The sequence below is a fragment of the Sphingopyxis witflariensis genome, from assembly GCF_002205635.1.
Taxonomy (GTDB): domain Bacteria; phylum Pseudomonadota; class Alphaproteobacteria; order Sphingomonadales; family Sphingomonadaceae; genus Sphingopyxis; species Sphingopyxis witflariensis.
In genome coordinates, this window is the sequence record NZ_NISJ01000007.1 from 196,845 (window position 1) to 219,841 (window position 22,997).

The following is a 22,997-nucleotide window of genomic DNA, read 5'->3' on the forward strand; positions in this document are numbered from 1 at the left end:
TTTTTCACTTCAGCGTAGAATATGATTCTACAACGCTGCGCGTCTCGCGCGCGCGGAGACGCGTACCGCTGGCCGTTGCGTCGTGATCTGCGAGCGCAGCACCGGCACGCGCGAGCGCTTCGATCAGCACCGCCGGTTTGCGCGCGAGCTTTCCGTCGGCGTATAGTCTTTGCAGCCGCGCGAAGATGCGGGGAAGACCGATCCGATCGGCCTCGAACATCGGCCCGCCGCGTTCGCGCGGAAATCCAAGCCCTTCCAGGGCGGCCACGTCGATATCGGCCGAGCGCCATGCGACGTCCTCGTCGATGAGCTGCGCGCCCTCGTTGACGAGATGAAGCAAGCAGAGTTCGACAATGTGTGCGTCGCTCTGCGGGCCGGGGCGCAAGGCGGCGTCGCGGCTTGTTCCGGCCGCCGGAGAGCAAACCAGCCCCGCCGCAACGGGTCCTCGCGCCATGCCCCATCGCGTCAGCGCGCGATCGATCCGTTCGGCCGGCGTGCCCTCCGCCAGCAGCGAGCGCACGGGCGCGGCATAGGCCTCGGCCAACCGCTCGAAAATCGAACCGCCGCGATCGCCGGACACGATGACCGTCTTGCCCATCGCCTTGCCGAGAGCCGCCATCGCCGCCAATGCGGCGGGCGCGGTGCCGGGCGCCCGGATCACTTCCATCAACGCGCCTGGACCCGCGCAATGGAACTGCACGTGCTTTGCGGCCGCGCGCGCGCCGTCCGCATCCTGAACACTATCCGCATCATAGGATGTTGCGGCGCGCCGCGGCGAGGCAGTAACAGCGGCCGCCTCGGTGGCAAGAAACTGCGGCGCGCCGCTTGTTTCATCCAAAGTGACGACAAGCTCGGGATGACCCGCGCCCTGCCCCGGACGGCCTTGCGAAACCGCGACGCCCGACGCCTGCAGGGTGGCCGCGATGTGCTGCGAATGGGTGCAGCGCCCCAGAATGTGCGCCGTGGCGGGCGGACCGACCCTGCGCCCCTTGTCCAGCCCTGGAATATGCATCGCGGCCCGATGCGCGAAGAACGCGTGCCGCAGTCCCCGCGACGCCTCGGACGCCACCAGCTCGTCGAGCCATTGCGCCTCCAGCCGCATCCCCGCGGCAAAGTCTCCCGACAGGTTCGCGACGCAGTCGAGTATCCGTTCGGGCGCCCGGTTGAGGCTGGTGCCAAGCGCCTGGCGCCGCGCCGCGATCGCGGCCGCGGCGTCGGGCGGCGGCGGCAGTTGGCACGTCCTGCGCAGCGGTGCCCGTCCATCGCGCGCGAACCGGATCGCAGACTCCACGACATCGCCATCGACGATGGCGTCGATCAGCCCCGCGGCGAGCGCAGCCTCGGCGGTTATCCGTCGTCCCGACAACATCAGGTCCAGCGCGCGATCGGCACCGATCAGGCGCGGCAATCGCTGCGTTCCGCCCAGCCCGGGCAGCAGGCCGAGACCGACTTCGGGAAGCGCGAACGCGGCGGTCCGCGCCGCGATGCGCCAGTGGCCGGCCAGCGCCAGTTCGACCCCGCCGCCAAGAGCCGGACCGCTGATCGCCATCACCACGGGGATGGCGGACCATTCGATGGCCTCGAACAGCGCGCGCAGATCGTCCGCGCGGCCAAGATCTCCAAGATCTGCGCCGCCGCAGAATATGTTGCGGGCGCCGGTAATCACGACCCCGCGGCAGCCCGGTACGGCCTGGGCGCGGGCCAGTGCGGCGCCCAGCGCCGCGACAAGCCCGGTGCCAACCGAAAGGATGTTGGCCGGTCCGTTCGACAGGCGCAGCAGTTGCACCTTCCGCAGGTCCTCGACTTCAATCGTCATCAGACCCGCTCGATCAGAAGTCGCCGGCGGGGAGCATGCCCCCCCCTTCGATCGCCGCCGAAATTCCCCCCGCAAGTCCCTCGGCCTGCGGGAGAATCCGGCGGGCGAAAAAATCGGCGACCCCAAGCTTGGCCGCAAACGCCGGCTCGGATGCCGCGCCTGCGGCAATCCGCGACCACATCCACCCGAGCAAAACCAGCGCGAACAGGCGCAAATAGTCGGCCGCTACCGCGCCGGCGATCTCGGGGGGCGCCGCGCGCACTTGCGCCGTGACGCCGCGGAGCAGGCCGAGCGCCGCGAGGGTCCGGTCGCCCACATAAGATCCCGCCGCGGCGGAAAGTTCGGACTCGAGCGCGGCGAAGAAGGTGCTGACCACCGCGCCGTCTTCGAGCGACAATTTACGGGTCACCAGGTCCAGCGCCTGGATGCCGTTGGTGCCCTCGTAGATCTGGGCGATCCGGACATCGCGAACATATTGCTCCATCCCCCACTCGCGGATGTAGCCGTGGCCGCCGAAGATCTGCTGCGCCGCGACGGCGCTCTCGAAACCCATATCCGTAAAGCCCGCCTTGATGACCGGCGTCAGCAGCGCGGCCACATGGTCGGCGCGCACGCGTTCCGCGGGGTCGGGGTGATGCCGAGCGCGATCGACCTGCAGCGCACACCAGCCGACCAGCGCGCGCGCGCCCTCGACGAACGAACGGATCGAAAGCAGCATGCGGCGCACGTCGGCGTGCTCGATGATCGCCACCGGCGCCGACGCGCCGGCGGCACCTCGCCCCTGGCGCCGATCGCGCGCATAGGCCAGCGCCTGCTGATAGGCGCCACCCGCCACCCCCAGCCCCTGCACGCCGCACATCAGCCGTTCGGTGTTCATCATCGTGAACATCGCCGCGAGGCCGCGATGCGGCTGGCCGATCAGCCAGCCCGTCGCACCATCATAATTCATCAGGCAGGTCGGCTGGGCGTGCATGCCCATCTTCTTTTCAAGCGCCCCGACGGACATGGCGTTGCGAAGGCAGAAGTCGCCCGCGGCGTCGGGCAGGAATTTCGGCACGAGGAACAGGCTGATCCCCTTCACGCCCGACGGCGCATTGGCGAGCCGCGCGAGGACTAGATGGACGATATTGCCGCCATAGTCATGATCGCCGGATGAAATGAAAATCTTGCTGCCGCTGACCCGATAGCTGCCGTCGCCGCGCGGCTCCGCCCGGGTCGTCAGGAGCGACAGGTCGGATCCCGCCGCGCTTTCGGTCAAGGCCATCGCGCCGGTCCATTCGCCGCGCACGAGCGGAGAGAGCCAGCGCGCCTTGAGTTCGGCGCTGGCATGCGCGGCAAGCGCCTCGCACGCGCCGCGCGTCAGGCTCGGGCAGAGGCCGAATGACAGATTGGTGGCCGACAGCATCTCGTCGGTCCAGAGCTGAACGATCAGCGGCAGGCCTTGCCCGCCATGCTCGGGGTCGGCGCTGAGCGCGGGCCACCCGGCGGCGGCAAAGTCGCGATAGGCTACGGCGAAACCCGGCGGCGTCTCGACCGCCCCGTCAACCAGCCGACACCCATGTTCGTCCCCCTCGCGGTTGAGCGGATGCAGCCGGTCCGCGCACAGGCGGCCCGCCTCCTCCAGCACCGCGGCGGCGAGTTCGACGTCGACGTCGCGGCCCAGTTCGGACATCGCTTGCTCGAACCCCAGCACCCTCTCGAGGAGAAAGCGATAGTCCGCGATCGGAGGCGCATAGCTTGCCAAAACCCACTCCCTGAAAAATCGGCCGCCGCCACGCCGCCCACCCGGCTCATCGCAGCTCTTCATAAGGCCACCGGCGTCAACCGCCGCGGTGACCGCCCTTCTCGTCGGCGGCCGCGATCAAGCGCCCGATCGGTCGATGGTACGCACCAGCTTCGCCTTGCCGGTCGCGCCATATTCCATCGAGAAATCGCCGGGCTCCACCAGATGCACCCGGGCGCGGAAACGGAGCTTGTTCTGGATCGCCGCTTCGAGCTCCTGCGCCAGGCGCGCGCGGGTCTCGACCGCGACACCGGGCTTGAGGCATACCTCGACATCGACCGGAGCCTCGACGACCGCCGAGGCCGAATAGCGCAATATCTGGATATCGCCGGCGACGAGATCCGAACTCGCCGCCACCACATCGCGAACCGCATTGGGAAAGACGTTGACGCCTTTCACCAGCAGCATGTCGTCGATCCGCCCGCGAAATTCGATGCGCGGTCCGGGACGCCCGCACGGGCATGGATCGGTGAACACCCGGATCAGATCCTTGTCGCGCCAGCGGATCAGCGGCTGGCACTCCTTCACCAGCCCGGTGAAGACCACTTCCCCCTCCACCCCGTTCTCGATCGGCTGGGGGTTGAGGTCCTGGTCCAATATTTCCATCAGCGCATTATCGTTGCCGAAGACATGGATGCCGTTGTGCGCCTCGCACGAAAGTCCGAGCGGGTTCGTACAGCCGGTGCCGCCCGACATATCGTAGATTTCGGCGCCGCCAAAGCCTGCCGAAAGCTGCTCGCGAATTTCGGGAATGCCGCCGCCGGGCTCGCCAAAGACGATCAACTTGCGGATCCCGAATTCCTCGGTGCGCCAGCGGGTTTTTTGGGGAACCGACTTGATAAGATGGAGTGCATAGGAAGGTGTGCACATCATCATGTCGGGACGGGTGTCGATCGCCGTTTGCGCGAAGCGCTCGGTGGTGGCGAGACCGCCGATCGGGATGACGCAGAAACCGAGATTGAGGAGCGCATCCACGGCCGGGATGCCGACGATCCACATGCTCATGACGCCGGCGAAGAGCACGCGGTCGCCGCCCCGCAATCCGGCACGGGCCATCATCCGCGCAACATGATCCTGCGACACCGCGCGGTCGTTCGCCGTATAGCCGATGTATGTCGGCGCACCGGTCGTTCCCGATGACGCGCTGACCCGGTTGATGTCGCGAACGTCACAGGTCACATGCATCCCGAAGGGATGTCCCATTTCCTCGCGCGACCGTTCCTGGCTGAGCCTTTCCTCTTCCTTGTCGAAAAAGGGATAGCGGGCATAATCGTCCCAGCCCTGAAAACGCCGCGGATCAACCCCGGCCGCGTCGAACTTGTCCCGATAATAAGGCGAATCCCGGTACACGCGGAGCAGCTGGGCGCGCAATTTCACGAGCTGATGGTCGCGCAGCGCCTCGCCCGCCAGATGCTCGAGTTCGGGTTGGTGCAGATTGGCTTGCATCATTTTATCAGCGGCCTTGGGTAGGGGTTGAACCGTCGATCGCGGCCTGACGCAAGCGAGACCGCCTTGCGGCCCCCTGGCTGCGCAGGGCAGCCGGGTCGGCGCAGCCTCTCGCTTCATAGACAAGCGATTTGACCAGAGCGACCACCGATGTCGGCAAGCCGGCAATTTTTTGCGCAAGCGCGGATGCTGTCGCAGCCACCAGTTCGTCGTCAACGACTTCGTTGACCAGGCCCGTCTTGTCCGCCCAGTGCGAATCCTTCCACGCGCCGGTCAGCAGCGCTTCCAGAATATGGTTCGCGCCAAGACGCCGCGCTGCAAGCAGCGGGATGTCGACGGGCGGTATGCCGAGCGCCACTTCAGGCAGGGCGAAGCGCGCCGAGCGCCCACAGATGACGATGTCGCTCGCCAGCGCGATGGCGACGCCTTCGCCGACGCATGCGCCGCTGATCCCGCAGATGATCGGCTTGGTGATCAGGCCGGGCTGAAAGAAGTCGAGATCGAGCGCCTCGGCGTCCACGGTGCCCTTGTTCGCCGCGTCGATCATGCCCAGATCCCCGCCGGCACAGAAAGCCGCACCTTCCCCAAGGATCAGGATCGCGCGCACCGCCGCATCCGCCTCGTGCGACTGCATCGCGGCATTGAACAGGTCGAACATCTCCGGTGTCACCGCGTTGCGCTTGCCCGGACGATTGAGGGTGATACTGCCCACCCCGCCGCGCACATCGTGCAGAACCGCGGGTGCGGCCTCCGAACCGGTGGATCCGGCAACCTCGGATTTGGTCGTCATGACGCCAGTCGGCCCGCGAGCCCGAGGTCGGCGAAATAGGCCGCGATGGCCTCGCCTCCGGCGAGAAATCGCTTGCCATCAAGCCCCGCGTGCGCCGCGGCAGGCGCGTCGGCGCCTGCGGGAAAGATGACGACAGGCGCACTTTGATGAGGTTCACCGAGTGCGGCAACCAGGTCCGCCCGCGGCCGCGAGAACCCGATACGCTTTACCGCGACGGCGCCGCGTATCGCCGGATAATAGGCCATGATTCCCTCGATCAGCGCGCATTCGGGGCAGACCAGCGGCTGTTCATCCAGCGACGGTGCGAGAAGGTATAGCGTCGGTTGCATCCATATATCCCCTGAAACGATTGAACAGCGCCGATGGCCGCGCGCCGACCCACACGTAAAGCGCCTGCCCGCTCCTGTCGGGAAGCGGCGCGGGCGATTGGCGTCCCGGCCTGGAGATCCGTCGTCGCGTCGCGCGTCGAGGAGCTGCATTGGCCTGCACCAAAAAGAAGAGCCGCTGCCATCGACAGCCCGGCCAGTCCGGTCATAGTCCGCCCCATACCCATCGGAGAGCTTGCGATTCCAATTGGCTTACGCGTTCTGAAATGTCAATATGGTTTTATAACATGTCAGATAGAATTCTGGTACTACTCTATTAGTTTCGCCAAGATTTTGTGCCTGATGGAATGGTTATATGCAATCCAGGATGGCAATATTTGGTGCTGCAAAGGCTTGCGAACCGCGGACAATCCGACTATCTGGATTTCAATTGGCGATCATTGACATTTTTTTTGTCCGAGGCTGAAGATGATGACAGGAGACCAAATGCGACAGGAAAGCCCCCCGACCCAGACGATTAAGCAGTTGCTCGACCGCGCGCCGCGCGGGACCGTGCATCGCGGCCGTATCCCGCTCGGCAGTCGTGCGTCGGGGGCGGATATTGCTTTAAGTTATATTGTCGTCATCGGGCGCGAGCCGGGGCCGACGCTCTGGATCAATGGTCAGGTCCATGGCACCGAGGTCTGCGCCATCGTCGCCGGCATCGAATTTTGCCGGCAGCTCGACCCCGGCCAGATGGCGGGAAATATTGTCTTCACCGCGAGCGGTAATCCGCTGGCGCTGGAAAGTCGGACTTGGGCGACCCAGCAGGATTTCGGCCAGAATCTCGACACCTCCTTTCCGGGCCGTCCCGATGGTTTCATCACCGAACGCATGGCGCACCGCCTGTTCGGCGAAATCGTGGCCGTCCGGCCGGACCTGCTGCTGAGCATGCATGCCCAGGGAACCGATTTCTCCAGCAAGATCTACGGCGTCTATAAACTGCCACCGAACAGTCCGGTCGAGCCGTCCGATCTCTATCGCTTCCTGCGCATCTTCGAACCCTTCGCAATCTGCCACATGCGGGTCGGACCTGAAGCGGGTGAACATCCCGGTCACCACGCGGGGGCGCTCGACTATCAGGCAATGGCGCAAGGCATTCCCGCCTTCATGGTCGAGTTCGGCGTCGCCCAGCGCTCGACGCCCGAGGAGGTCCGGTTCGGCGTCCGGTGCTATTTCGGCATCTGCGCCGAGCTCGGGATTTTGGCCGCCGAACACAAGACGACCGGATCGTCGCATTCGCGGCTGGTCACATCGCGGGGTCATCTGAACGTCGATGTCGGCGGGCTGTGGCAGTCCGACCTCACGCCGGGAGCATTGGTAAAAGCGGGTGACCCGATCGGAACAATCACCGATTTCACCGGCGTCGTCATCGACACGGTCAGCATGCCGATGGACGTGCTTCTGATCGCGGTCCGCCAGGACCCGGTGGTGCATAGCGGCGACAGCGTCGCCTATCTCGCCAAGCAATGGTCAAGTCTGGACCTCCCCTGAGGCGCTGACGACATCGGCTTCAGGGACAGACGACGACCTTGCCGATGACCGAGCGTTCAGCGAGCCGCGCGATCGCTGTGCCGCCGTCGGCGAGCGAATAGATCTTGTCGATATTCGGCCGGATTCGGCCCTGCGCCCACCAATCGAGCAACTGTGACACATGTCGGCGATGCCGGTCGGGATCGCGAGCGAAAAAGCCGCCCCAGAACACCCCGCAAATGTCCGCTGACTTGAGCAGCGGAAGATTGAGCGGGAGCCGCGGGATACCGGCCGGGAAGCCGACGACGAGATAACGCCCTTCCCACGCGATCGCCCGCAGAGCCGCGTCGGTATAGTCGCCGCCCACGGGGTCATAAATCACCTGCGCCCCGCCGGGACCGACCGCGTCCTTGAACGAAGCCGCGAGACCCCGCGCGCCTTCCGCATCGAACGGCCCGCGATCGTAGATCATGACCTTGTCGGCGCCTGCCTTCCGCACGGCCGCCGCCTTGCGGGCGTCCGACACCGCCGCCACGACGTTCGCGCCCATCGCCTTGCCGATCTCGACCGCCGCGAGGCCAACACCCCCCGCCGCGCCGAGGACCAGCAACGTATCGCCAGGCTTCAGCCGGCCGCGGTCGGTCAGGGCATGTATTGTGGTGCCATAGGTGAACAGAAGTGCAGCGCCTTCGACGGCGTCGAATCCCGGGAGCAAGCGAATGGCGCTCTCGGCTTGCACCACTGCCTGTTCGGCGAGACCGCCGCCATCGCGCATCAGCGCGATCAGCCGATCGCCGACCTGCCAGCCCGAAACGTCCTCGCCTGTCGCCTCGACGACGCCGGTGATCTCGCTTCCAGGCGCGAAGGGACGCGGGGGCTTGAACTGATATTTGTCCTCGATGATCAACACGTCGGGATAGTTGATGCCGCATGCCAGAACGCGCACCCGCATCTCGCCGACGCCCGGTTGCGGCTCGGGCAGTTCGGCAAGCTCGAGGGTAGAGGGGCCGCCGGGGCGGATCGACAAAAGGGCTTTCACGGCTCGGCTCGCTGCGGCGGGGGGGACGTTTCGGCTTCAAAACGTCCACCGATAAAGACTAGCAGGGCCGCGATGACCAGCGACGGCGCTGTGAGATAGAGCAGCGCCTGCTGGAGACTATGCTCGGGTTGCCCGGTACGCGCCAGATAATCGCTGAGCGCGCCAACCGCCAGCGGGGCCAGTCCAAACCCTGCGAGGTTAAAGACCAGAAAGATCGATGCCGTCACCATCGCATGGACGTTGGGCGGGGTTATCTGCTGCGAATAGCTGATGATCGGGGCGCTGCACGCGGTGATCATGCACGCCGCCACGGCAAAGCAGCCGATGAGGACCGCCGGCGAGTGACTGAGGAAGGCGAACGCCGCGAAGGGGGCGCTGGCGGCGAAGAGCAAGGCCGGAATCCAGAGGTTCCAGCGCGCTTCGCGGCGCGCCAGCCGATCGGCAACGACCCCGACCGCGATCGTGAGGATCAGCCCTCCGACCCCGTTGATGGCGCCGATCAGGCCGCCCGCCTCGGTCCGCGTCATGCCATAGGAGCGGATCATCAGCGCCGGAAGCCACGTCATCATTCCCGCCGAGGCGAAAACGGCAAAGGCACTGCCCGCGACATACCAGCGCACCGCGCGTACCCCGACAATCGTCCGCATCGTGTCGCGAAACCCGAGCTGAACCTTATTATCGCGCAGCGCCCGGACGGGATCGCGCATCCATGCCAGGACCGACAGGCCAAGCAGAAGGGGCAGCATGCCGATCGCGAAAAAGGCGATGCGCCAGCCATAGTCGGTCGCGATCCAGCCGCACACCCAGAGGCCAACGAAGGAGCCGACGAAAAAGCCCGATTCGGTAATCGAAAGGGCAGTGGTTCGCTGCGCGGGGGGATAGACGTCGGCGATGATCGAATGCGCGGCCGGGACGCAGGGCGACGCACTGATCCCGAGACCGCAGCGCGCGGCGACGAGCTGCAGGAAATTTTGCGCCATCCCGCACAGCATCGTCATCCCGCCCATCGCGGTGAGCGCGACACCGATCGTGCGGCTGCGGTTCGAACGGTCCGACACGAACGCCATCGGAATGCCGGCGACGACATAGAGCGCAACGAAGGCAAAGCCCGAAAGCAATCCGAGCTGCGCGTCGCTCAGCAGCAGGTCCCTCTTGATGTCCTCAAGGAGGATCACGATCGCCAGCCGGTCGACGGCATGGATGACGATGATCAGCGTCAGCGCGAGCAGGAGACCATGCCGGCGCAGGAAGCCCGGGGCGGGCTGCGCGCTAAGCAAGCGGCACTCCATCGACCACCGCGATACCATCGACCGACAGCAGCGTGTCCGCCATGACCGGCAGCAAGCCCTCGATTCCCGAGGAGGCGGGTCCCGGGTCGCTCAGCAGCTCCATCCGCGCGCGCAGATTGTCGAACCAGTTTTCCTTGTCCCACTCGCCTTCATAATAGGTTTTGATCTTCACGAGATCGGCCATGTCGGCGCCGACGCGATGGAGGGCCTGCTCAAGCTTGCGCATGACCAGCCGGGCCTGATCGGCGATATTGCCGCAATGCACGATCGCTCCGCTATCGTCGGTCGGTGACTGGCCGCTGGCGAACACGACGTCCGCGCAGCGCAGCGTCTCGACGAACGGCCAATCGAACGTGGCGGACGGCGCCGGCGCCCGCCCCTGACGGACCTTGTCCGCATCGGAGCCGTCGTGCGCGATCGCTTCCAGTTCGACGGCAAATGCGCGATCCTTCTTCGCCGGCAGCAAGGCTGCATGATAGGCTGGCGGCGAGCGGCCGAACACGGCGGCGAGGTCGCGCTCGATCGCAGCCCGGTCGGCAGCGGGCAAGTCCGCAGGATAATAGGCATAGAGGCGGCATATATCGCCCAACGCGCCATCCAGCCGGGCCAGCGCCGCGCGCAAGCCATCCCAGATCAGCGTCCCGGGCGCGGCGCGGCTGCTCGCGAACAGCCAGTCCCCGCGCCGGACCGCCTGCACCGCGCCATCGGCATCCGTCGCCGCGGCGCGGCGCCCCTTGACGGCAATCGCATCGATTTCGACTTCGCTGCCGATGGTCGCGAAACTGGGGACCGGCGTCATGACGATCAGCACATCGGCGCACTCGGGAAATTCCGCGAGAATCTCCGCGCGATACGCCGCCTCGTCGTCGACTGAGGTGGCAAGATAGAATATCTGCAGCTGCGCAAGCTCGGCGAGCCGGCAGTCCGCCTTGGCGAATACCTCGTAGACACTGCGCAGGCACGCGAAGGTCTGCGCCATGAGATCTCCGGGGTTCAGGACCTTTCCGCCGGCGCCCATGTCCATCTGGCCATTGGTGAACAGCCAGGGCCCGGCCCGCACCGCGCGGCTGATCTTGAACTCCGGCATCACCTGCTTGATCGCCGGCGACACGCTAATGTGCAGTCGGTCCAATGCTTTTGCCGCGTCGCTCACATCGCCCTCACCCAAAAAATAATCCGTTTCGCCATCATGCCTGTCTGCTGGAGACGGACCGCTGTACAGCGCCGCACCGGCGGCGTCGGAAATGATCAGAAATCCACGCCCATGCGCACGCCCCATGTGCGGGGCTTGCCCCACCAGATGTAGCGGGTGTCAAACCCGCCTGGGGTCACGACATAGGATGCATAAGCCGTGTTCGTCACATTTTCGACAAAGGCCTGGACGCTGTAGCGATCACTCGGGTCGCGCCAGAAGAGCCGCAGGTTCGCCGTTCCATAAGCGTTCTGGGCATCGCGATCATTATTGTCGAGCTGGAAGAACTGGTGGCCAGTGAAAGTGAAATCCCCCTGGACCGCGAACTGGCCGACCGACGAAGGCTCGAAGTCATAGCGCAGGAGGCCGTTGACCTTATAGTGCGGCGTCGCCGTCAGTTCCTTGCCATCGACCGGAGTAACATCGCCCGCCGGACCGGAACGGTAGACCGCGGTTGGAGGCGCATCGATTTGCGTATCGAGCAGCGACAGGCCCAGTTGCACCGTCAGCTGGTCGGTGACCTTGCCCGTGAGTTCGAACTCGGCGCCGAATACCTCCAGTTCGCCGAAATTGAACAGCCGCGAGACGGGGAGCCCGCCGACGAGTTCCGCCACGGTCGCCTGCTTGTTCTTCACATGGTTGCGGAAACCCGCGACGGAAAACAGGAGGCGTCCATCGTTTAGCCGCCACTTCGCGCCCGCTTCCAGCGCCAGGCTGGTCTCGGGATCGGTCGGCGCCGCGGCCGATGCATCGCCGAAGAGGAGCGTCGTGTTGAAGTCGGGCGATTTATAGCCCGTCGCCGCATTGGCATAGAGGAAGAGAACGTCGCTCGGCGTCCAGTTGATGCCCGCGCGCCAGGTGAATTCGTCGACCGACACCTTGTAGCTGGCGCTTGGCGCCGCCGGAAAGACGAGGTCGAGCTTCTTGGTTTCCTTGGTAAAGCGGCCTCCAAGCTCAACTCCGACCGTGTCGCCGAGCGGGAAATCGGCATTGACGAACAGCGCCCCGGATTCGGTCTTCACCCGGCCTGTCGTGTCAATCGCGGTGCCGAAGAATTCGGGCACGGTGCTGGTCGCAGTGCGCCGGTCATTATAATAGAAGGCGCCGGCGACCCAGTTCAATCCGCCGGGGCGGCCGCCGCGCAGCTGAAGCTCCTGGGAGAATTGCTTCGCGTCGAGCGTGTAGATCGCCGATGCGTTGCCGAGGAAACCGCCAACCGCGCTGCCGTCGGCATCTTCCTGGAAGATGCGGTCATAATCGAGGTAGCCTGTGATGGAGACCAGTTCGACCGAAGGCGCGATGTTCCAGTTCAGCCGGGCGCTATATTCGGCAAAGTCGAGATGATTGGGCATCCCGTCGAAATCACTGAAAATCTTCTTCGGATCGGGTTCGCCAAAATTGAAGCCCGTCCCGTTGACGCATTCGTTCGCCAATATCCTGGCGGTATCGCATGGCGCGCCCGTCACCGGATCGAGCGCGCCCTGGCTCCCCGACGAAGGAGCGACGCTGCGGTCGCGGGTGACACTGGCCTTGAGCAGCAAAGACGCGTCGGGCCCCATGTCAAACCCAAGCTGCGCCCGGCCCGAGAGCACGTCGCGCGCCGACCAGCGCTGGCCGTCGGGGAAGGCCGCGTTGCGCTGAAAGCCATCGTCCTTGTCATAATAGAAGGCAACGCGTCCGCGAACGCCCTCGGCAAACGGGATATTCGCGGCGCCCTCGACCTGGCGCTGCCAGAAGGATCCGAGCTGCCCCTGCAGATAGCCCTCGAAGGATTCTCCCGGCTTGTTGGTGGTGACCTGGACAAGCCCCGCCGTCGTGTTGCGACCGAACAGCGTGCCCTGCGGTCCGCGCAGCACTTCGACCCGCTGCACGTCGTAGAGCGGCACCCGCTGGAGGGCGCCGGCGCCATAGACGATATCGTCCACGGCAAAGCCCACCGGCGATTCAGAGGTGTCGTTGAACACCTGAAGCCCGTCGCCGCGAATACGGTAACGCGGGATCAGACCGGTATCGACATAGTTGAAATTCGGCGTCTGCGTTGCAAGATCGTCGAGCGTCGCGATCCCTGCGCTCTGCAGCTGATCCCCGCTGAAGGTGGTGGCCGAGACGGCGGTGCGGCTCAGCGCCGTCTCCCGCCGCTGCGCCGTAACGATGATTTCCCCGGCATTGTTTTCGTTCGCCGTCTCCGCTTCGGCGGCAGCTTGGCCGAATGCGGGCGAAGCCGCGGCCGAGATCAGGATCGAGGCGGAAATCAGAAGTCCAGTGCGCAGCATCATGTCGTGTCCCCTTGCTGATGACATTCTTATGTCATGTTTTGATAATGTCAATATGCATTGATTGACATTTCACACTTTACGCAGGAATTGCGACATGATTTGACATTGCGCGGCATGCGGCGACCCCGCCGCGATGACTCGCAGCGTTCGACCGAGGATGATTGGGGGCATTCGCAGGGGCGATCGTCTTTGCGGCCGTGGCACCCCACTCGGGGCACCGTTCAGCCGACGATGACCGGTCCCTGCCTTGCTGGTTGGAAACTCAGAGCGCCGCGGCGCCCTTTTCATCGATCCGGATCGGGAGATCGCTGAAGTAGCGCGACGACAAGAGCGCATCGACGACGCGCTGCTCGCTGTGACGGACATGCGCCTGGAAATGCGAGGCGGCGACTTCCGGATCGCCGCTTTCGAGCGCCTGGAACAATTGCTCATGCTCGTCGACGACTACGTCGCTGCCCGCATTACCGCGTCCGCCCACTTTCGAAACGAAATAGGCAATGCGATTTGACTGGTCGAGAAGCTGGTGGAGAACCTTTTCCATAATCGGATTCTTGCTGGCGGCGTAAATCCGGTTGTGGATCTCGTCATGAATTTCCATCATCCCCGGCAACCCCGCATTCGCGCCTTCCACATATCGCGTATTCAGGTCCCTGAGGAGGTTGACGTCGATCCGTCCAATGCCTGCCCGCGCGGCAAGCCCCTCGAGCGAGGCGCGCATCTCGAACGTCTGGCGGATAGTCACCAGGCTGATATCGGATACGTGAAATCCCAGGCGAGGTACCGGGGTGATAAGCCCGTCATGGGCCAGAAGGGCTAGGGCACGACGCGCCGGGCTCCGGCTCAGACCATAGGTGTCGCACAGCTGGGCTTCGGTAATGTCCTGACCCGGCAAGATTCGGCACCGCACCACCTCCTTGTAGAGCAGACGATAGGCCTGCTCGCCCAGATCGGCCTTATCGCCGTTTAAATCTTCCACGTCTTCCTTGCGCATCAACAACTCCAAAAAGCGTCGGACCGATATCGCAGGAATCGGCCCTTGCCTATGTCCTTTTCTTTGAGCCTATGCGGGACGATCTGCACTCGGGCCTGCCGCGTCTCGCCACTACTCTAGATCGGGTGCGCTCAGATTATAGTGAAATCGTCTGCCGAAGCCGATCGTCGGCGCGGTAGCGCTACCCGGCCTGGGCGGCGTTCTGCGGATGGTCCAGCCCCAGCCCCGTTCTGCCCCTGCCGACCCGCACCGCATAGTCGTCAGCCGCACCCGTCCCGCTAGGAAGAAATCGGTGCCGAGTTGCTGCCCATGGGCAGCGCCGACGCCAAGGCGATGGTAGTCGTCCGTGGTTAGGCCGAAATCTACCTGCACACCGGCGGCAATATGAATGGGAAAGCTGCGCCCCTGCTGCGGTCGCTATGGCCCACGGTCTCCACATCAGCCGCGTCGACGGCAGCCCGAATATCTGTAATCAAGCCGATGTGTATATGCCGGACCTGCTGATCTGCCGCCCCGAGTGGGCCGACAGGGTTCTGAAACTGGTGTCAGAAATGACCTAAGAGGCGATCGCTCGGTTGCAAAATTTCCAGATATCGTCGGCGAGTTGCGTCGTCCCAACGACCGCTTTCAGGTTGAGACTGAGGAACTCATGAGGACCTGCTCCATGCGCAATCCCGACTCGTCTGGTTGAGCGTTTTGCTGGCAGCGTTCCAAATCACGGACAACTCCAGCTAACGTCAACTCCAAGCTGCAACGCCGATCAGCGCTAGGGATGCACCGAGCAGGACACCCCCCGTAGCTGCCCAGGTCACCCACCAATCCTGCTCCTCGGTCGAGCGGCCTTTCTTAATCATTCCCTCGATGCGGCCGAGCGAGCGCGCCAGCTCCTCGCGGGCGTCACCGATGGCTTTGCGATCCTCGGCGCGACAGGTTTTCGATGCCTCGAACATTTCTGCAGCAAACTTCAGGGGTGTGAACTGCATGGCCGGTTGCTGGTGGATGCCGTCAAGTCGCTCCTCCATCCGCCCGAGACGCGACTCCATGTCACGAAGCGTCGGCAAATAGTCGGGCAGCTTTTCCTTTGCAGATGTGAGTCCTTCGATCGCGGACCGTTGCAGGGAAATCTCGCTGCGCAAATCGTCGAAGGCTTTGGCGGCATCGTTGGAGGGCGGGGCGGCGGGGGTGATTTTGCGTGTCATGGACGCAGCCTACATCGATATCCCCAGCCCGCGTCCAGCGCCTAGACTTAGCTGGAGATCCTGAGACAGCGTTTTCCCTCTCATGGCGTCCAGCCCGAGCTGCGCGCGGCGATTTTCGAGGAGCGACTCGAGTTGGGGATCGCGGTGAAGGCTCTTCGCCATGCTCGTGAGGTTGGCGCGCGCCTCGTCGCGCGCCGCATATGTCGGTGCCTTGCGGGCTATCGTGCTCTCCTTCTTCCATGTCGCAACAAACTGGTCGGCACGCTTCTCGGTTTCGGCGGCGAGCCTTTTCGTTTCGACAGCGAGCTGCGCGCGATCGCGCGCCGCACGCTCGGCCGCCACGCGCTCCGCGGCGCGCGCTGCTTCCTGCCGGTCCATCGCGGCGATCGCCCCCGCCGTCCGTCCTTCGGCCGCCTCGCTGGTGAGCTTGTAGCTTTTCCCGAACGCCTCGCGCAGATCGTTTGCGCCGCCCGGACGCAGCACATCAAGTTCCTGCCGGGCCTTGTGATAGGCGTCGAGCTCGTGCGGCAGTTCCTTGCCGCCACCGCGCCGGACATCGACGATGTCCTTCGTCACCCGCGCAAATCGCTCGATCGCCTTGTCGAGCGGCGGTCGCGCAACCGCGGGTTCGAGCGCTCTGGCGCTAACGCGGACCTCCGATAGTTTGACCTGCCGCAGCCGCTGGGGCGGAGTCTCTTCAAGCGCTTTGCGCGTGACTGAGAGTTTTAGCCCGTCAAACATGCCGCGTTTCGGTTCGGCCTTGGGCGCGACCTCTTTGGTGCGATAGTCGCTCGCCATATCCTTGCCGCGCTCGCGACCGAGGGTGCGCACGAGTTTGGACTGGTCGCGAAAGTCGTCACGGCCATAATGAAGATCAACGGACTCGCGGTGGCGCGACATCGCAACATAGGCTCCGTGCCGGTCCATCCCCGGCGTCGCGAGAACCTGCACCCGATCGACCGTCATGCCCTGCGCCTTGTGGATCGTCGCGGCGTAGCCATGATCGACGTGGGCGTAATCCTTGAGGTCGAACGCAACGCTGCGCCCGTCGTCGAGCATGACAGCCATGCGCGTTCGATCGACATTCTGGACGGTCCCGAGCGAGCCGTTCTTCACCCCCAGCTCGCGCTCGTTCCTGAGGAACATGACACGGTCGCCCTCGGCGAACATCCGCTCGCCGCGCTCGACCGTTATCTTGAAATCTTCGCCAAGCGATCCGCCCGCGCGCAGCCTATCCCGAACGTCCTCATTGAGCTGGCGCACCTCGTCATTGGTGTGGGTAAGAATGATCCGGCTCGCATCGGGATGACGCTGGCGATCGCGATCCCACGCATCTACCAGTTCGGTGCGCGCAGCATCGCGAGTATTGGCGGCGTGGACATGTCCGGCCTCGGCATAGCGACCGACTGCCTCGCCGGTCCGCCCGGTGGCAAGCTCGCGCGTAGCATCGCGCTGCCATTCCTCGTGCTGCCGACGGATTGAACTGATCTCGATCGCGCCGTGGCGCTCGGCGGCGGCCCGGAAAGCCGCGCCCGCTTCGATGGCTTGCAACTGTTCGGGATCGCCGACCAGCACAACTTTAGCCCCCTGCCGCTCCGCCTCGGTGACGACGCGCTCTAGTTGGCGCGTCCCGATCATCCCCGCCTCGTCGATGACGAGGATGTGTTTATTCGACAGGAGTTCGCGGTCGTTGGCCCATTGATGTTCGAGGCTCGCCAAGGTCCGCGAGCCGATGCCAGAACCATGTTCCAAGCCCTCGGCGGCGATACCCGATAGCGCGGCGCCCTGCACCTGATAACCCGCAGCCTCCCACGCTTCGCGCGCGACCCCGAGCATCGCACTCTTGCCGGTCCCGGCATAGCCGATCACGTTGCTGACACCCCTTGCCGACGTAACATGCTCGAGCGCGCCGCGCTGCTCAATCGATAGATCGAGGCCGCGTGCTGACGCGCTCGCGAGCGCCCGTTCGCGATAACGATCGGCAACAACATGATTGCGGCGCGCGTCGAGTGTCGCGGTCGCTCGTTCGAGCCGCTGCTCGGTCTCGATCATCGCCCGCGAGGTGAACCGGTCCTCGCCCCGCCCGTCCTTGCCGAGCGCGATCAGCTCGGGCGATGCTTTCACCGCCGACATCACCTGGGCATATTGATCGGTGCCGGCACTGTGCCGGTGAACGAACATCGCAAGATCGCGCTCGGTAAATGTGGCCTGATGGTGCGTGATCGCGTCGAACGCGATCGCGGGATTGGCGATCAGCTTTTCACCGTTCCGCCGCGCAATATCGAGATGCTCTTCGGCGCGGTCGACTTCGAGCCCCTGCTCCACCATCCGCGACGCTGCGGGCCCGATCTTGTGCTGCGGTTCAAGCTCGATCCCTTGCGCTTCCAATGTGCGGTGATCGACGCGCGCGTCGATATCGAGTTCGGCAAGGCGAGTGTTGACGTGATCGGCCCACGCTTCACGCCAATGGGTCAGCAGCTCGGTGCGGTTCCAGTCGCGAACTTTCGCGCCGAACTCCACGGATCCGTCGTCGCCGGTGCGGATTTCGCGCATTGTCAGCATGACGTGCGCGTGCGGCCGCGCCAGCCCGTCGCCCCCGATGTCCCGGTGAACATTGAGATCGGCGATCATGCCGCGCGCCACGAACTCGTCTCGGACGAAGTCGCGGGCAAGCTCAATGCCCTGCTCCTGCGTCATCTCGCGCGGGATCGCGAACTCAATTTCGCGAGCGAGCTGCGCGTCCTTGCGGATCTCCGCCGCCTCGACATCGTTCCAGAGCTTTTCGCGGTCGCGCCATTCCTCGGGCGCGCCGTCGGGGAGCAGCACCTCGCTGTGCACGACGCCCGCTTTGTTCGAGAAGTCGTGGCTGCGGCCGAGCCGCTCATCGTGCAGCCGGTCGGCCGAACGATAGGCCGCCGCGGCAACGGCGCTGCTGCCCACAGCGCGGGAAATGACTTTTGCCGAGAAATGATAGATCGCCATGACGGCGTACCATTTGCAGCAAAACAAGCACGTCGGCACGACGTATAAGCGCGCCCTCACACGATTTCATCGCGCTCGGGATCACAAAGTCGCAAGAGATTTCAGCTGCTTGAACGAAGATGAGACTCGGCATAGCTGGTTGGTCCGACTCCCTCAAACGGAAGGACAGCCGATGCGTAAACCCCGCGATTTTGACGCCGAACTCCAGGCGCTCACCCACAAGGCAAAGACGCTCAAGACGAAGAAGCAAAGTCAGCTCGGCGAGCTGGTCACCGCGACGGGCGCCGATGCGCTATCTATCGAGCAACTTGCTGGCGCCCTGCTCGATGCCGTGGGATCGGACGCATCGCGGAAGGAGGCGTGGCGCAAGAGCGGCGCGGCGTTCTTTCGCGGCGACGGCGCCCGCGCTCGCAAAGGCGCTGTCCGCCACGCGAGCAGCGCATCGGCGAACGGCGCAGGCCCGCCATCGCCTTCAGGCGAAGCGGGCGCGGCATGACACGCGGGCATGGCAGGTGAAGCGCCGCGAGCGGACGCGCCAGCTGATCGAGCTGGGTGGGCTGATCGCCAAGGCCGATCTGATCGAGCTGACCGGCGATGATCGCGCGGTCATCCTTGGGCTGCTCGTCGAGGCGGCCGCGACGCTGCGCGGCGAAGCACGCGAGCAGCAACTGCTACTATGGCGCCGCCGGGGGCGGCGCGCGTTCGACAGCGACCTTAGCGGTGATGCGATGTCGAAACCTTGATCGAACTGCAAAGACCGCACGGCTGCTTTTCGCGCCGGAAACCATTCGCGCCGCCAAGACCGCGCGTCACGACATTCGCCTGTGAGCGCACTGACAAATTAAGCCGGTCGGTGACGCAATCGTCACAGATCGCCACGCCGTCTAGGCGCTGGATCAGTGCCTCGATTTGACGGGCGATGGTCATGCGCCGGGGCATAGATCAGCGTTGAGCCTACGCAGCTGATTCCAGCTGGGCGATGCGCTCCGAACAGATTGCGTGCACCGCGCGGCCGAGTTCTTCGACGCGCTCGCCAAGCCAGCGCAATTCGTCTTCGGTGATCCGGTAATGTTTTGAGTAGCGCGCCTTTACATAGGCTTCTTTGAGCTTCTCGAAGTGCTTGCGGTCCGCTTTCAATTCGCGCGGCCAAGCATCTACGAGACGCATATCGATGCGCTCAGCTTGGGTGCGAAGGAACGCCAGGTTGTGGACGTGCGGGGTGTAGAATGTGCAGACGAGCAGAACGCAGTGGTACAGTTGCTCGGTCGTCTGATGCATGTCGAACGCCGCTTTTTTCACATAGCCTTTGCCGATATGAAATTGTGCGCCTTCAAAAGACTGCATCGCCGCCGGGAAAAAACTATCAAAATATTCCTGCGCCATGGCGAGCGCCTGCTCGGGCGTCTTCGGTTTCGGCTTGTGCAGCTCCTTGTCGTCAAACTCATAGAGCGCGATGCCGTCCTTCGCGACATCCATGAAGAAATAGCGCCCGTGCGCGAGGCCGTCGTTCACCTCCTGCATCGTGTGGACGATGAAGTTGACCGGCGTGTGTAGCGTCTTGTCGATCGCAAGCTCGCGGTTGAGCCGGTCCTCGACCTTGAGCCAGTAATCGACCTTGTCCGTGAGCCTTTTGTCGCTGACGATGATCAGCAGATCGAAGTCGGACCGATAGCCCTTGGCTGTGTGCGGCTCATCGACCCAGCCGCCGCGCGCGTAGCTGCCGTAAAGGATGATCTTGTCGATCCGGCCCTTCTTCTTCCAGCTCATTGTCGCAAGCGCGATGCTGTCGGCAAATTCTTCGAAGATGATCTGCTTCACGCGCTCAAGCTCGCGCTGCTTGTTGGCCGGAAGATGATCGAGGTCGGTGCGCATTGTTTTCACCCTGTAATTGGATGCGCCGGATGGCAAGCGCCATCCGGCGCGAAGATGGTCACCACAGCCGGAAACGCCACCACCATGGATCTTTTTCATCCATGGCTTTCATCATGATGCGCAGGCTCGCCGCGAAGTGCGCTTCGACATCGGCGACGCTGATGCCGAAGCGGGCCGCGATCTGTGGATAGGTCATTTCATCGACGCGAATTGCGAGAAACACCTTTCGGTCCATGCCGTGCATCTGGTCCACGACGCGCTCGGCGCGCCACAGGCGAAGGCGTTCTTCGCGTGGCTTACGCGCGCTCATTCGCCTTCTCCCGCGAAGGCGAGGAGGAAATCGCTCGCCTTGCTCGCCTGACTGGCAGCGCGGAAAATCGCCTTGTCATCGCCCTGCAGAACCGACAGCCACGACGCGATATAATCGGAATGGCGCACGGTCGGCGCGATGCCGAGCGAAGCGCAGGTAAACGCCGCCGCCATTTCGGCGACAAGCTCTTCCTTGGCATAAGTCTCCGACCCGAACCCGCCCTTTTGGTCGCGGTCCAACCGACTGGCGTGACCGGTCCAGTGACCAAGCTCGTGGAGCGCGGTGCGATACCAGTTGACCGGTTCATGAAACGCCGCCTGCGGCGGCACCTGCACAAAGTCATGGCTGGGGCTGTAAAAGGCTTCACCGCCGCCGATATTGACGCGCGCGCCGGTCGCAGCGATCAGCGCATCGGCCTCGGCAATGGCAAGCACCGGATCAGGTCTGACCATCGGCGCGATGGTATCGTCGGGCAGTCCCTCGCACTGGTCGATGTTGAAGACGACAAAACGCTTCAAGAAAGCGACCTGCCGCGCCTCGCGGCCCTCGCCGCGCGCGGCTTCGGCCTCTGCCTTCGGCGTGAACCGGTCGGCATAGCAGATGACCGTGCCCTTCTCGCCGCGCCGGACGTTGCCGCCCGCTGCCTCGGCTTGCCGGCAGGTCAGCCAACGCTGTGACGCATAGCCTTTCGCGACGATCTCCGCCCACAGGATCAGCACATTTATCCCGCTATACTTGCGGCCCGTTCCTGCATTCTGCGGCATCGTGCATCCGCACGCCGCGCTATCCCAAGGCTGCACCCATGGCAGCCGCCCTTCTTCAAGCTCTGCGATAATCCGGTTGGTCACCTCCGAATAGAGGTTCGCCCGTTCGATCCTATCCGCACGCATATCCTTTCTCCTTCCAGCCACCGCACCCCGGCCCGGAAGGGGGCGGGGTGGGCGGTAGGAAGGAGCCGGCAGACCCGCATCAACGGGCGGGCTGCATCCGCAGGACCGGAACGCAGTGCAGGACCCGCGGCACGCGGGTTGTGGCCCGGCCGGGCGGGGCTAAGGCGAGTGACGCCCACCCTGCCCCCGCCGTGCCGGGACAGACCAACGCCGCCGCACAGCGGCGACCGCATGCGCGCCAGCGGCGCCCCCCACTCGCGAATCGGACAAGAGCCGCGCCGGTTACGGCGCGTCATTCCGACGCGCGGCCGTCGCCGACGGCCTCATTCGTTCTCCGCCGCGACATCGGTGGGACGCTGTGAGAAAAATAAATGCGGATACGCCAAGGCCGCCCGCAGACCTCCATGGACGCCGGCGGATACCGGCGGCCCTACGCCAGAAGACTACGCCGAAAATCGCGGTTTTATAAGGTGTTGACGTTAGCGCCGCTCATGCTCTCTTTATCTCGTGTCGACGCAAATTCGTTCAACAGATGGAGTAGAACAGCATGGCATTTCAATCTCCCCTCCGCCTCATGCGTCTCAATGAGGTGCTCGATCTGACCGGCCTCAGCCGTGCCACCCTCTATCGCAAGATCGCTGCCGGAACCTTCCCGACCCAGCACAAACTCGCCGAGCGCTGCTGTGGCTGGCGCGCCGGCGAAGTCGAAATGTGGCTGCGTAACCCGCGATCGTTCACCATAGCCGATCTCAAGCGCGAAGCGGCCTGAGCGGCCAGACACGGCAAAGCCCCGCGCCGCCGAGGCGGCGCGGGGTGAAAACCCGGCTTCAATTGTCGGGGTTCCAGATAATTGCATAGGCGTCGTCGCTATCTTGGCCAGCGGCGCGGCCGAGGTTGGCGTAGATGCGCCGCGGCCCGAACTCCGGAGCGGCGAGCGTCAGCGACACAAAGGGCTTGCCCGAGGTTTCGCCGATGCGGATCCAGCCGGCGCCGATCTCAACGCCTTCGGAATAGACCCGGTAGTCGGGCTGGACGTCGCCGTTCTTCGAGGGGTTCACACGGATCTCGATCGGGGCGCGGATCGAGAGGGTTTTGAGCTGGCCCACGAAGCCTTTTTCGATGGTGCCGTTCACAAAGCCGATAGCTGCCATTGGTCGTCTCGTGCGCCAAGAGTGGTGGGTAGGATCCACCACGCGCGATTATTGTCTCTGCGGGGTGAAAGGCCCCGTCCTCCACGTGCCGCAACACGGGGAGCGAAGTGGATGGGTGAGGTGAACCGGGTGC

At 64.3% G+C, this 22,997-nt stretch carries 20 protein-coding genes and 1 pseudogene; 5 read left to right on the top strand and 16 right to left on the bottom strand.

The window, feature by feature from the left end:
* Positions 1 to 4: 4 nt before the first annotated feature.
* From CDQ91_RS14015 to CDQ91_RS14035, 5 genes are all read right to left on the bottom strand, one after another.
* A complete protein-coding gene (locus tag CDQ91_RS14015) occupies positions 5 to 1,816 on the bottom strand; it encodes an enoyl-CoA hydratase-related protein (protein ID WP_088473344.1) in 1,812 nt (603 codons plus the stop codon).
* A gap of 13 nt (positions 1,817 to 1,829) precedes the next feature.
* Positions 1,830 to 3,560, bottom strand: a complete 1,731-nt coding sequence (locus tag CDQ91_RS14020) for an acyl-CoA dehydrogenase family protein (protein WP_088473345.1) — start codon at positions 3,558 to 3,560, stop codon at positions 1,830 to 1,832.
* A 117-nt stretch (positions 3,561 to 3,677) separates the two neighbouring features.
* Positions 3,678 to 5,048 (bottom strand): phenylacetate--CoA ligase family protein, encoded by a 1,371-nt coding sequence (locus tag CDQ91_RS14025; RefSeq protein WP_088473346.1) that lies wholly within the window; start codon positions 5,046 to 5,048, stop codon positions 3,678 to 3,680.
* Positions 5,049 to 5,052: 4 nt separating this feature from the next.
* On the bottom strand, positions 5,053 to 5,835 hold the full coding sequence (locus tag CDQ91_RS14030; protein ID WP_088473347.1) for an enoyl-CoA hydratase/isomerase family protein: 783 nt from the start codon (positions 5,833 to 5,835) through the stop codon (positions 5,053 to 5,055).
* Entirely contained in the window at positions 5,832 to 6,164 is a 333-nt protein-coding gene (locus CDQ91_RS14035; RefSeq protein WP_158213682.1) for a DUF3088 family protein, read from the bottom strand. Before CDQ91_RS14035 ends, CDQ91_RS14030 begins: the two co-directional genes overlap by 4 nt.
* A gap of 483 nt (positions 6,165 to 6,647) precedes the next feature.
* Between CDQ91_RS14035 and CDQ91_RS14040 the strand changes: the two genes are divergently transcribed.
* Positions 6,648 to 7,694 carry a M14 family metallopeptidase gene (locus CDQ91_RS14040; protein ID WP_158213683.1) on the top strand — a complete coding sequence of 349 codons (1,047 nt, stop codon included), beginning with the start codon at positions 6,648 to 6,650 and terminating at the stop codon, positions 7,692 to 7,694.
* A 19-nt stretch (positions 7,695 to 7,713) separates the two neighbouring features.
* Here CDQ91_RS14040 and CDQ91_RS14045 read toward each other — a convergent pair whose 3' ends face one another.
* From CDQ91_RS14045 to CDQ91_RS14065, 5 genes are all read right to left on the bottom strand, one after another.
* Positions 7,714 to 8,712, bottom strand: a complete 999-nt coding sequence (locus CDQ91_RS14045; protein ID WP_088473350.1) for an NADPH:quinone oxidoreductase family protein — start codon at positions 8,710 to 8,712, stop codon at positions 7,714 to 7,716.
* Complete coding sequence (locus tag CDQ91_RS14050) at positions 8,709 to 9,989, bottom strand: MFS transporter (protein ID WP_158213684.1); 1,281 nt, start codon at positions 9,987 to 9,989, stop codon at positions 8,709 to 8,711. The genes CDQ91_RS14045 and CDQ91_RS14050 overlap by 4 nt, the downstream gene beginning before the upstream one ends.
* Positions 9,982 to 11,154 carry a Rid family hydrolase gene (locus tag CDQ91_RS14055; protein WP_144036777.1) on the bottom strand — a complete coding sequence of 391 codons (1,173 nt, stop codon included), beginning with the start codon at positions 11,152 to 11,154 and terminating at the stop codon, positions 9,982 to 9,984. The genes CDQ91_RS14050 and CDQ91_RS14055 overlap by 8 nt, the downstream gene beginning before the upstream one ends.
* 95 nt (positions 11,155 to 11,249) lie before the next feature.
* Positions 11,250 to 13,469, bottom strand: coding sequence for a TonB-dependent receptor (locus tag CDQ91_RS14060; RefSeq protein ID WP_158213685.1), 2,220 nt, complete (start codon positions 13,467 to 13,469; stop codon positions 11,250 to 11,252).
* Positions 13,470 to 13,731: 262 nt separating this feature from the next.
* Complete coding sequence (locus CDQ91_RS14065; protein WP_088473354.1) at positions 13,732 to 14,460, bottom strand: GntR family transcriptional regulator; 729 nt, start codon at positions 14,458 to 14,460, stop codon at positions 13,732 to 13,734.
* Positions 14,461 to 14,620: 160 nt separating this feature from the next.
* On the opposite strand from CDQ91_RS14065, the pseudogene CDQ91_RS21715 reads away from it, so the two are divergent.
* Positions 14,621 to 15,020 (top strand): annotated as a pseudogene (locus CDQ91_RS21715) (inositol monophosphatase family protein); the annotation flags it as partial.
* 177 nt (positions 15,021 to 15,197) lie between these two features.
* On the opposite strand, the gene CDQ91_RS14075 reads toward CDQ91_RS21715, so the two are convergent.
* Together CDQ91_RS14075 and traA are read right to left on the bottom strand one after the other, a co-directional pair.
* Positions 15,198 to 15,659: a DUF6118 family protein gene (locus CDQ91_RS14075; protein ID WP_088473355.1), complete on the bottom strand. Its 462-nt coding sequence runs from the start codon at positions 15,657 to 15,659 to the stop codon at positions 15,198 to 15,200.
* Positions 15,660 to 15,668: 9 nt separating this feature from the next.
* Positions 15,669 to 18,641 (bottom strand): Ti-type conjugative transfer relaxase TraA, encoded by a 2,973-nt coding sequence (gene traA, locus CDQ91_RS14080; RefSeq protein ID WP_088473356.1) that lies wholly within the window; start codon positions 18,639 to 18,641, stop codon positions 15,669 to 15,671.
* A gap of 172 nt (positions 18,642 to 18,813) precedes the next feature.
* Here traA and CDQ91_RS14085 point away from each other — a divergent pair, with 172 nt between their 5' ends.
* Entirely contained in the window at positions 18,814 to 19,137 is a 324-nt protein-coding gene (locus tag CDQ91_RS14085; RefSeq protein WP_088473357.1) for a conjugal transfer protein TraD, read from the top strand.
* A gap of 16 nt (positions 19,138 to 19,153) precedes the next feature.
* The gene (locus CDQ91_RS14090) at positions 19,154 to 19,384 is read left to right on the top strand and encodes a conjugal transfer protein TraD (protein WP_088473358.1); all 231 of its coding nucleotides are present in this window, start codon (positions 19,154 to 19,156) and stop codon (positions 19,382 to 19,384) included.
* Between the two features lie 211 nt (positions 19,385 to 19,595).
* Here the strand turns inward: CDQ91_RS14090 and CDQ91_RS14100 are convergent, their stop codons facing one another.
* Genes CDQ91_RS14100 through CDQ91_RS14110 form a run of 3 tightly spaced genes read right to left on the bottom strand, consistent with a single transcriptional unit; the run spans position 19,596 to position 21,713 of the window.
* Positions 19,596 to 20,513, bottom strand: a complete 918-nt coding sequence (locus tag CDQ91_RS14100; RefSeq protein WP_088473359.1) for a nucleotidyltransferase and HEPN domain-containing protein — start codon at positions 20,511 to 20,513, stop codon at positions 19,596 to 19,598.
* Positions 20,514 to 20,571: 58 nt separating this feature from the next.
* Positions 20,572 to 20,823 carry a sigma factor-like helix-turn-helix DNA-binding protein gene (locus tag CDQ91_RS14105; RefSeq protein ID WP_088473360.1) on the bottom strand — a complete coding sequence of 84 codons (252 nt, stop codon included), beginning with the start codon at positions 20,821 to 20,823 and terminating at the stop codon, positions 20,572 to 20,574.
* On the bottom strand, positions 20,820 to 21,713 hold the full coding sequence (locus CDQ91_RS14110) for an ArdC family protein (RefSeq protein WP_088473361.1): 894 nt from the start codon (positions 21,711 to 21,713) through the stop codon (positions 20,820 to 20,822). The genes CDQ91_RS14105 and CDQ91_RS14110 overlap by 4 nt, the downstream gene beginning before the upstream one ends.
* A gap of 547 nt (positions 21,714 to 22,260) precedes the next feature.
* Here CDQ91_RS14110 and CDQ91_RS14115 point away from each other — a divergent pair.
* The gene (locus CDQ91_RS14115; protein ID WP_088473362.1) at positions 22,261 to 22,482 is read left to right on the top strand and encodes a helix-turn-helix transcriptional regulator; all 222 of its coding nucleotides are present in this window, start codon (positions 22,261 to 22,263) and stop codon (positions 22,480 to 22,482) included.
* 58 nt (positions 22,483 to 22,540) lie between these two features.
* Here CDQ91_RS14115 and CDQ91_RS14120 read toward each other — a convergent pair whose 3' ends face one another.
* Positions 22,541 to 22,846 carry a DUF736 domain-containing protein gene (locus tag CDQ91_RS14120; protein ID WP_336579957.1) on the bottom strand — a complete coding sequence of 102 codons (306 nt, stop codon included), beginning with the start codon at positions 22,844 to 22,846 and terminating at the stop codon, positions 22,541 to 22,543.
* Between the last annotated feature and the right edge of the window lie 151 nt (positions 22,847 to 22,997).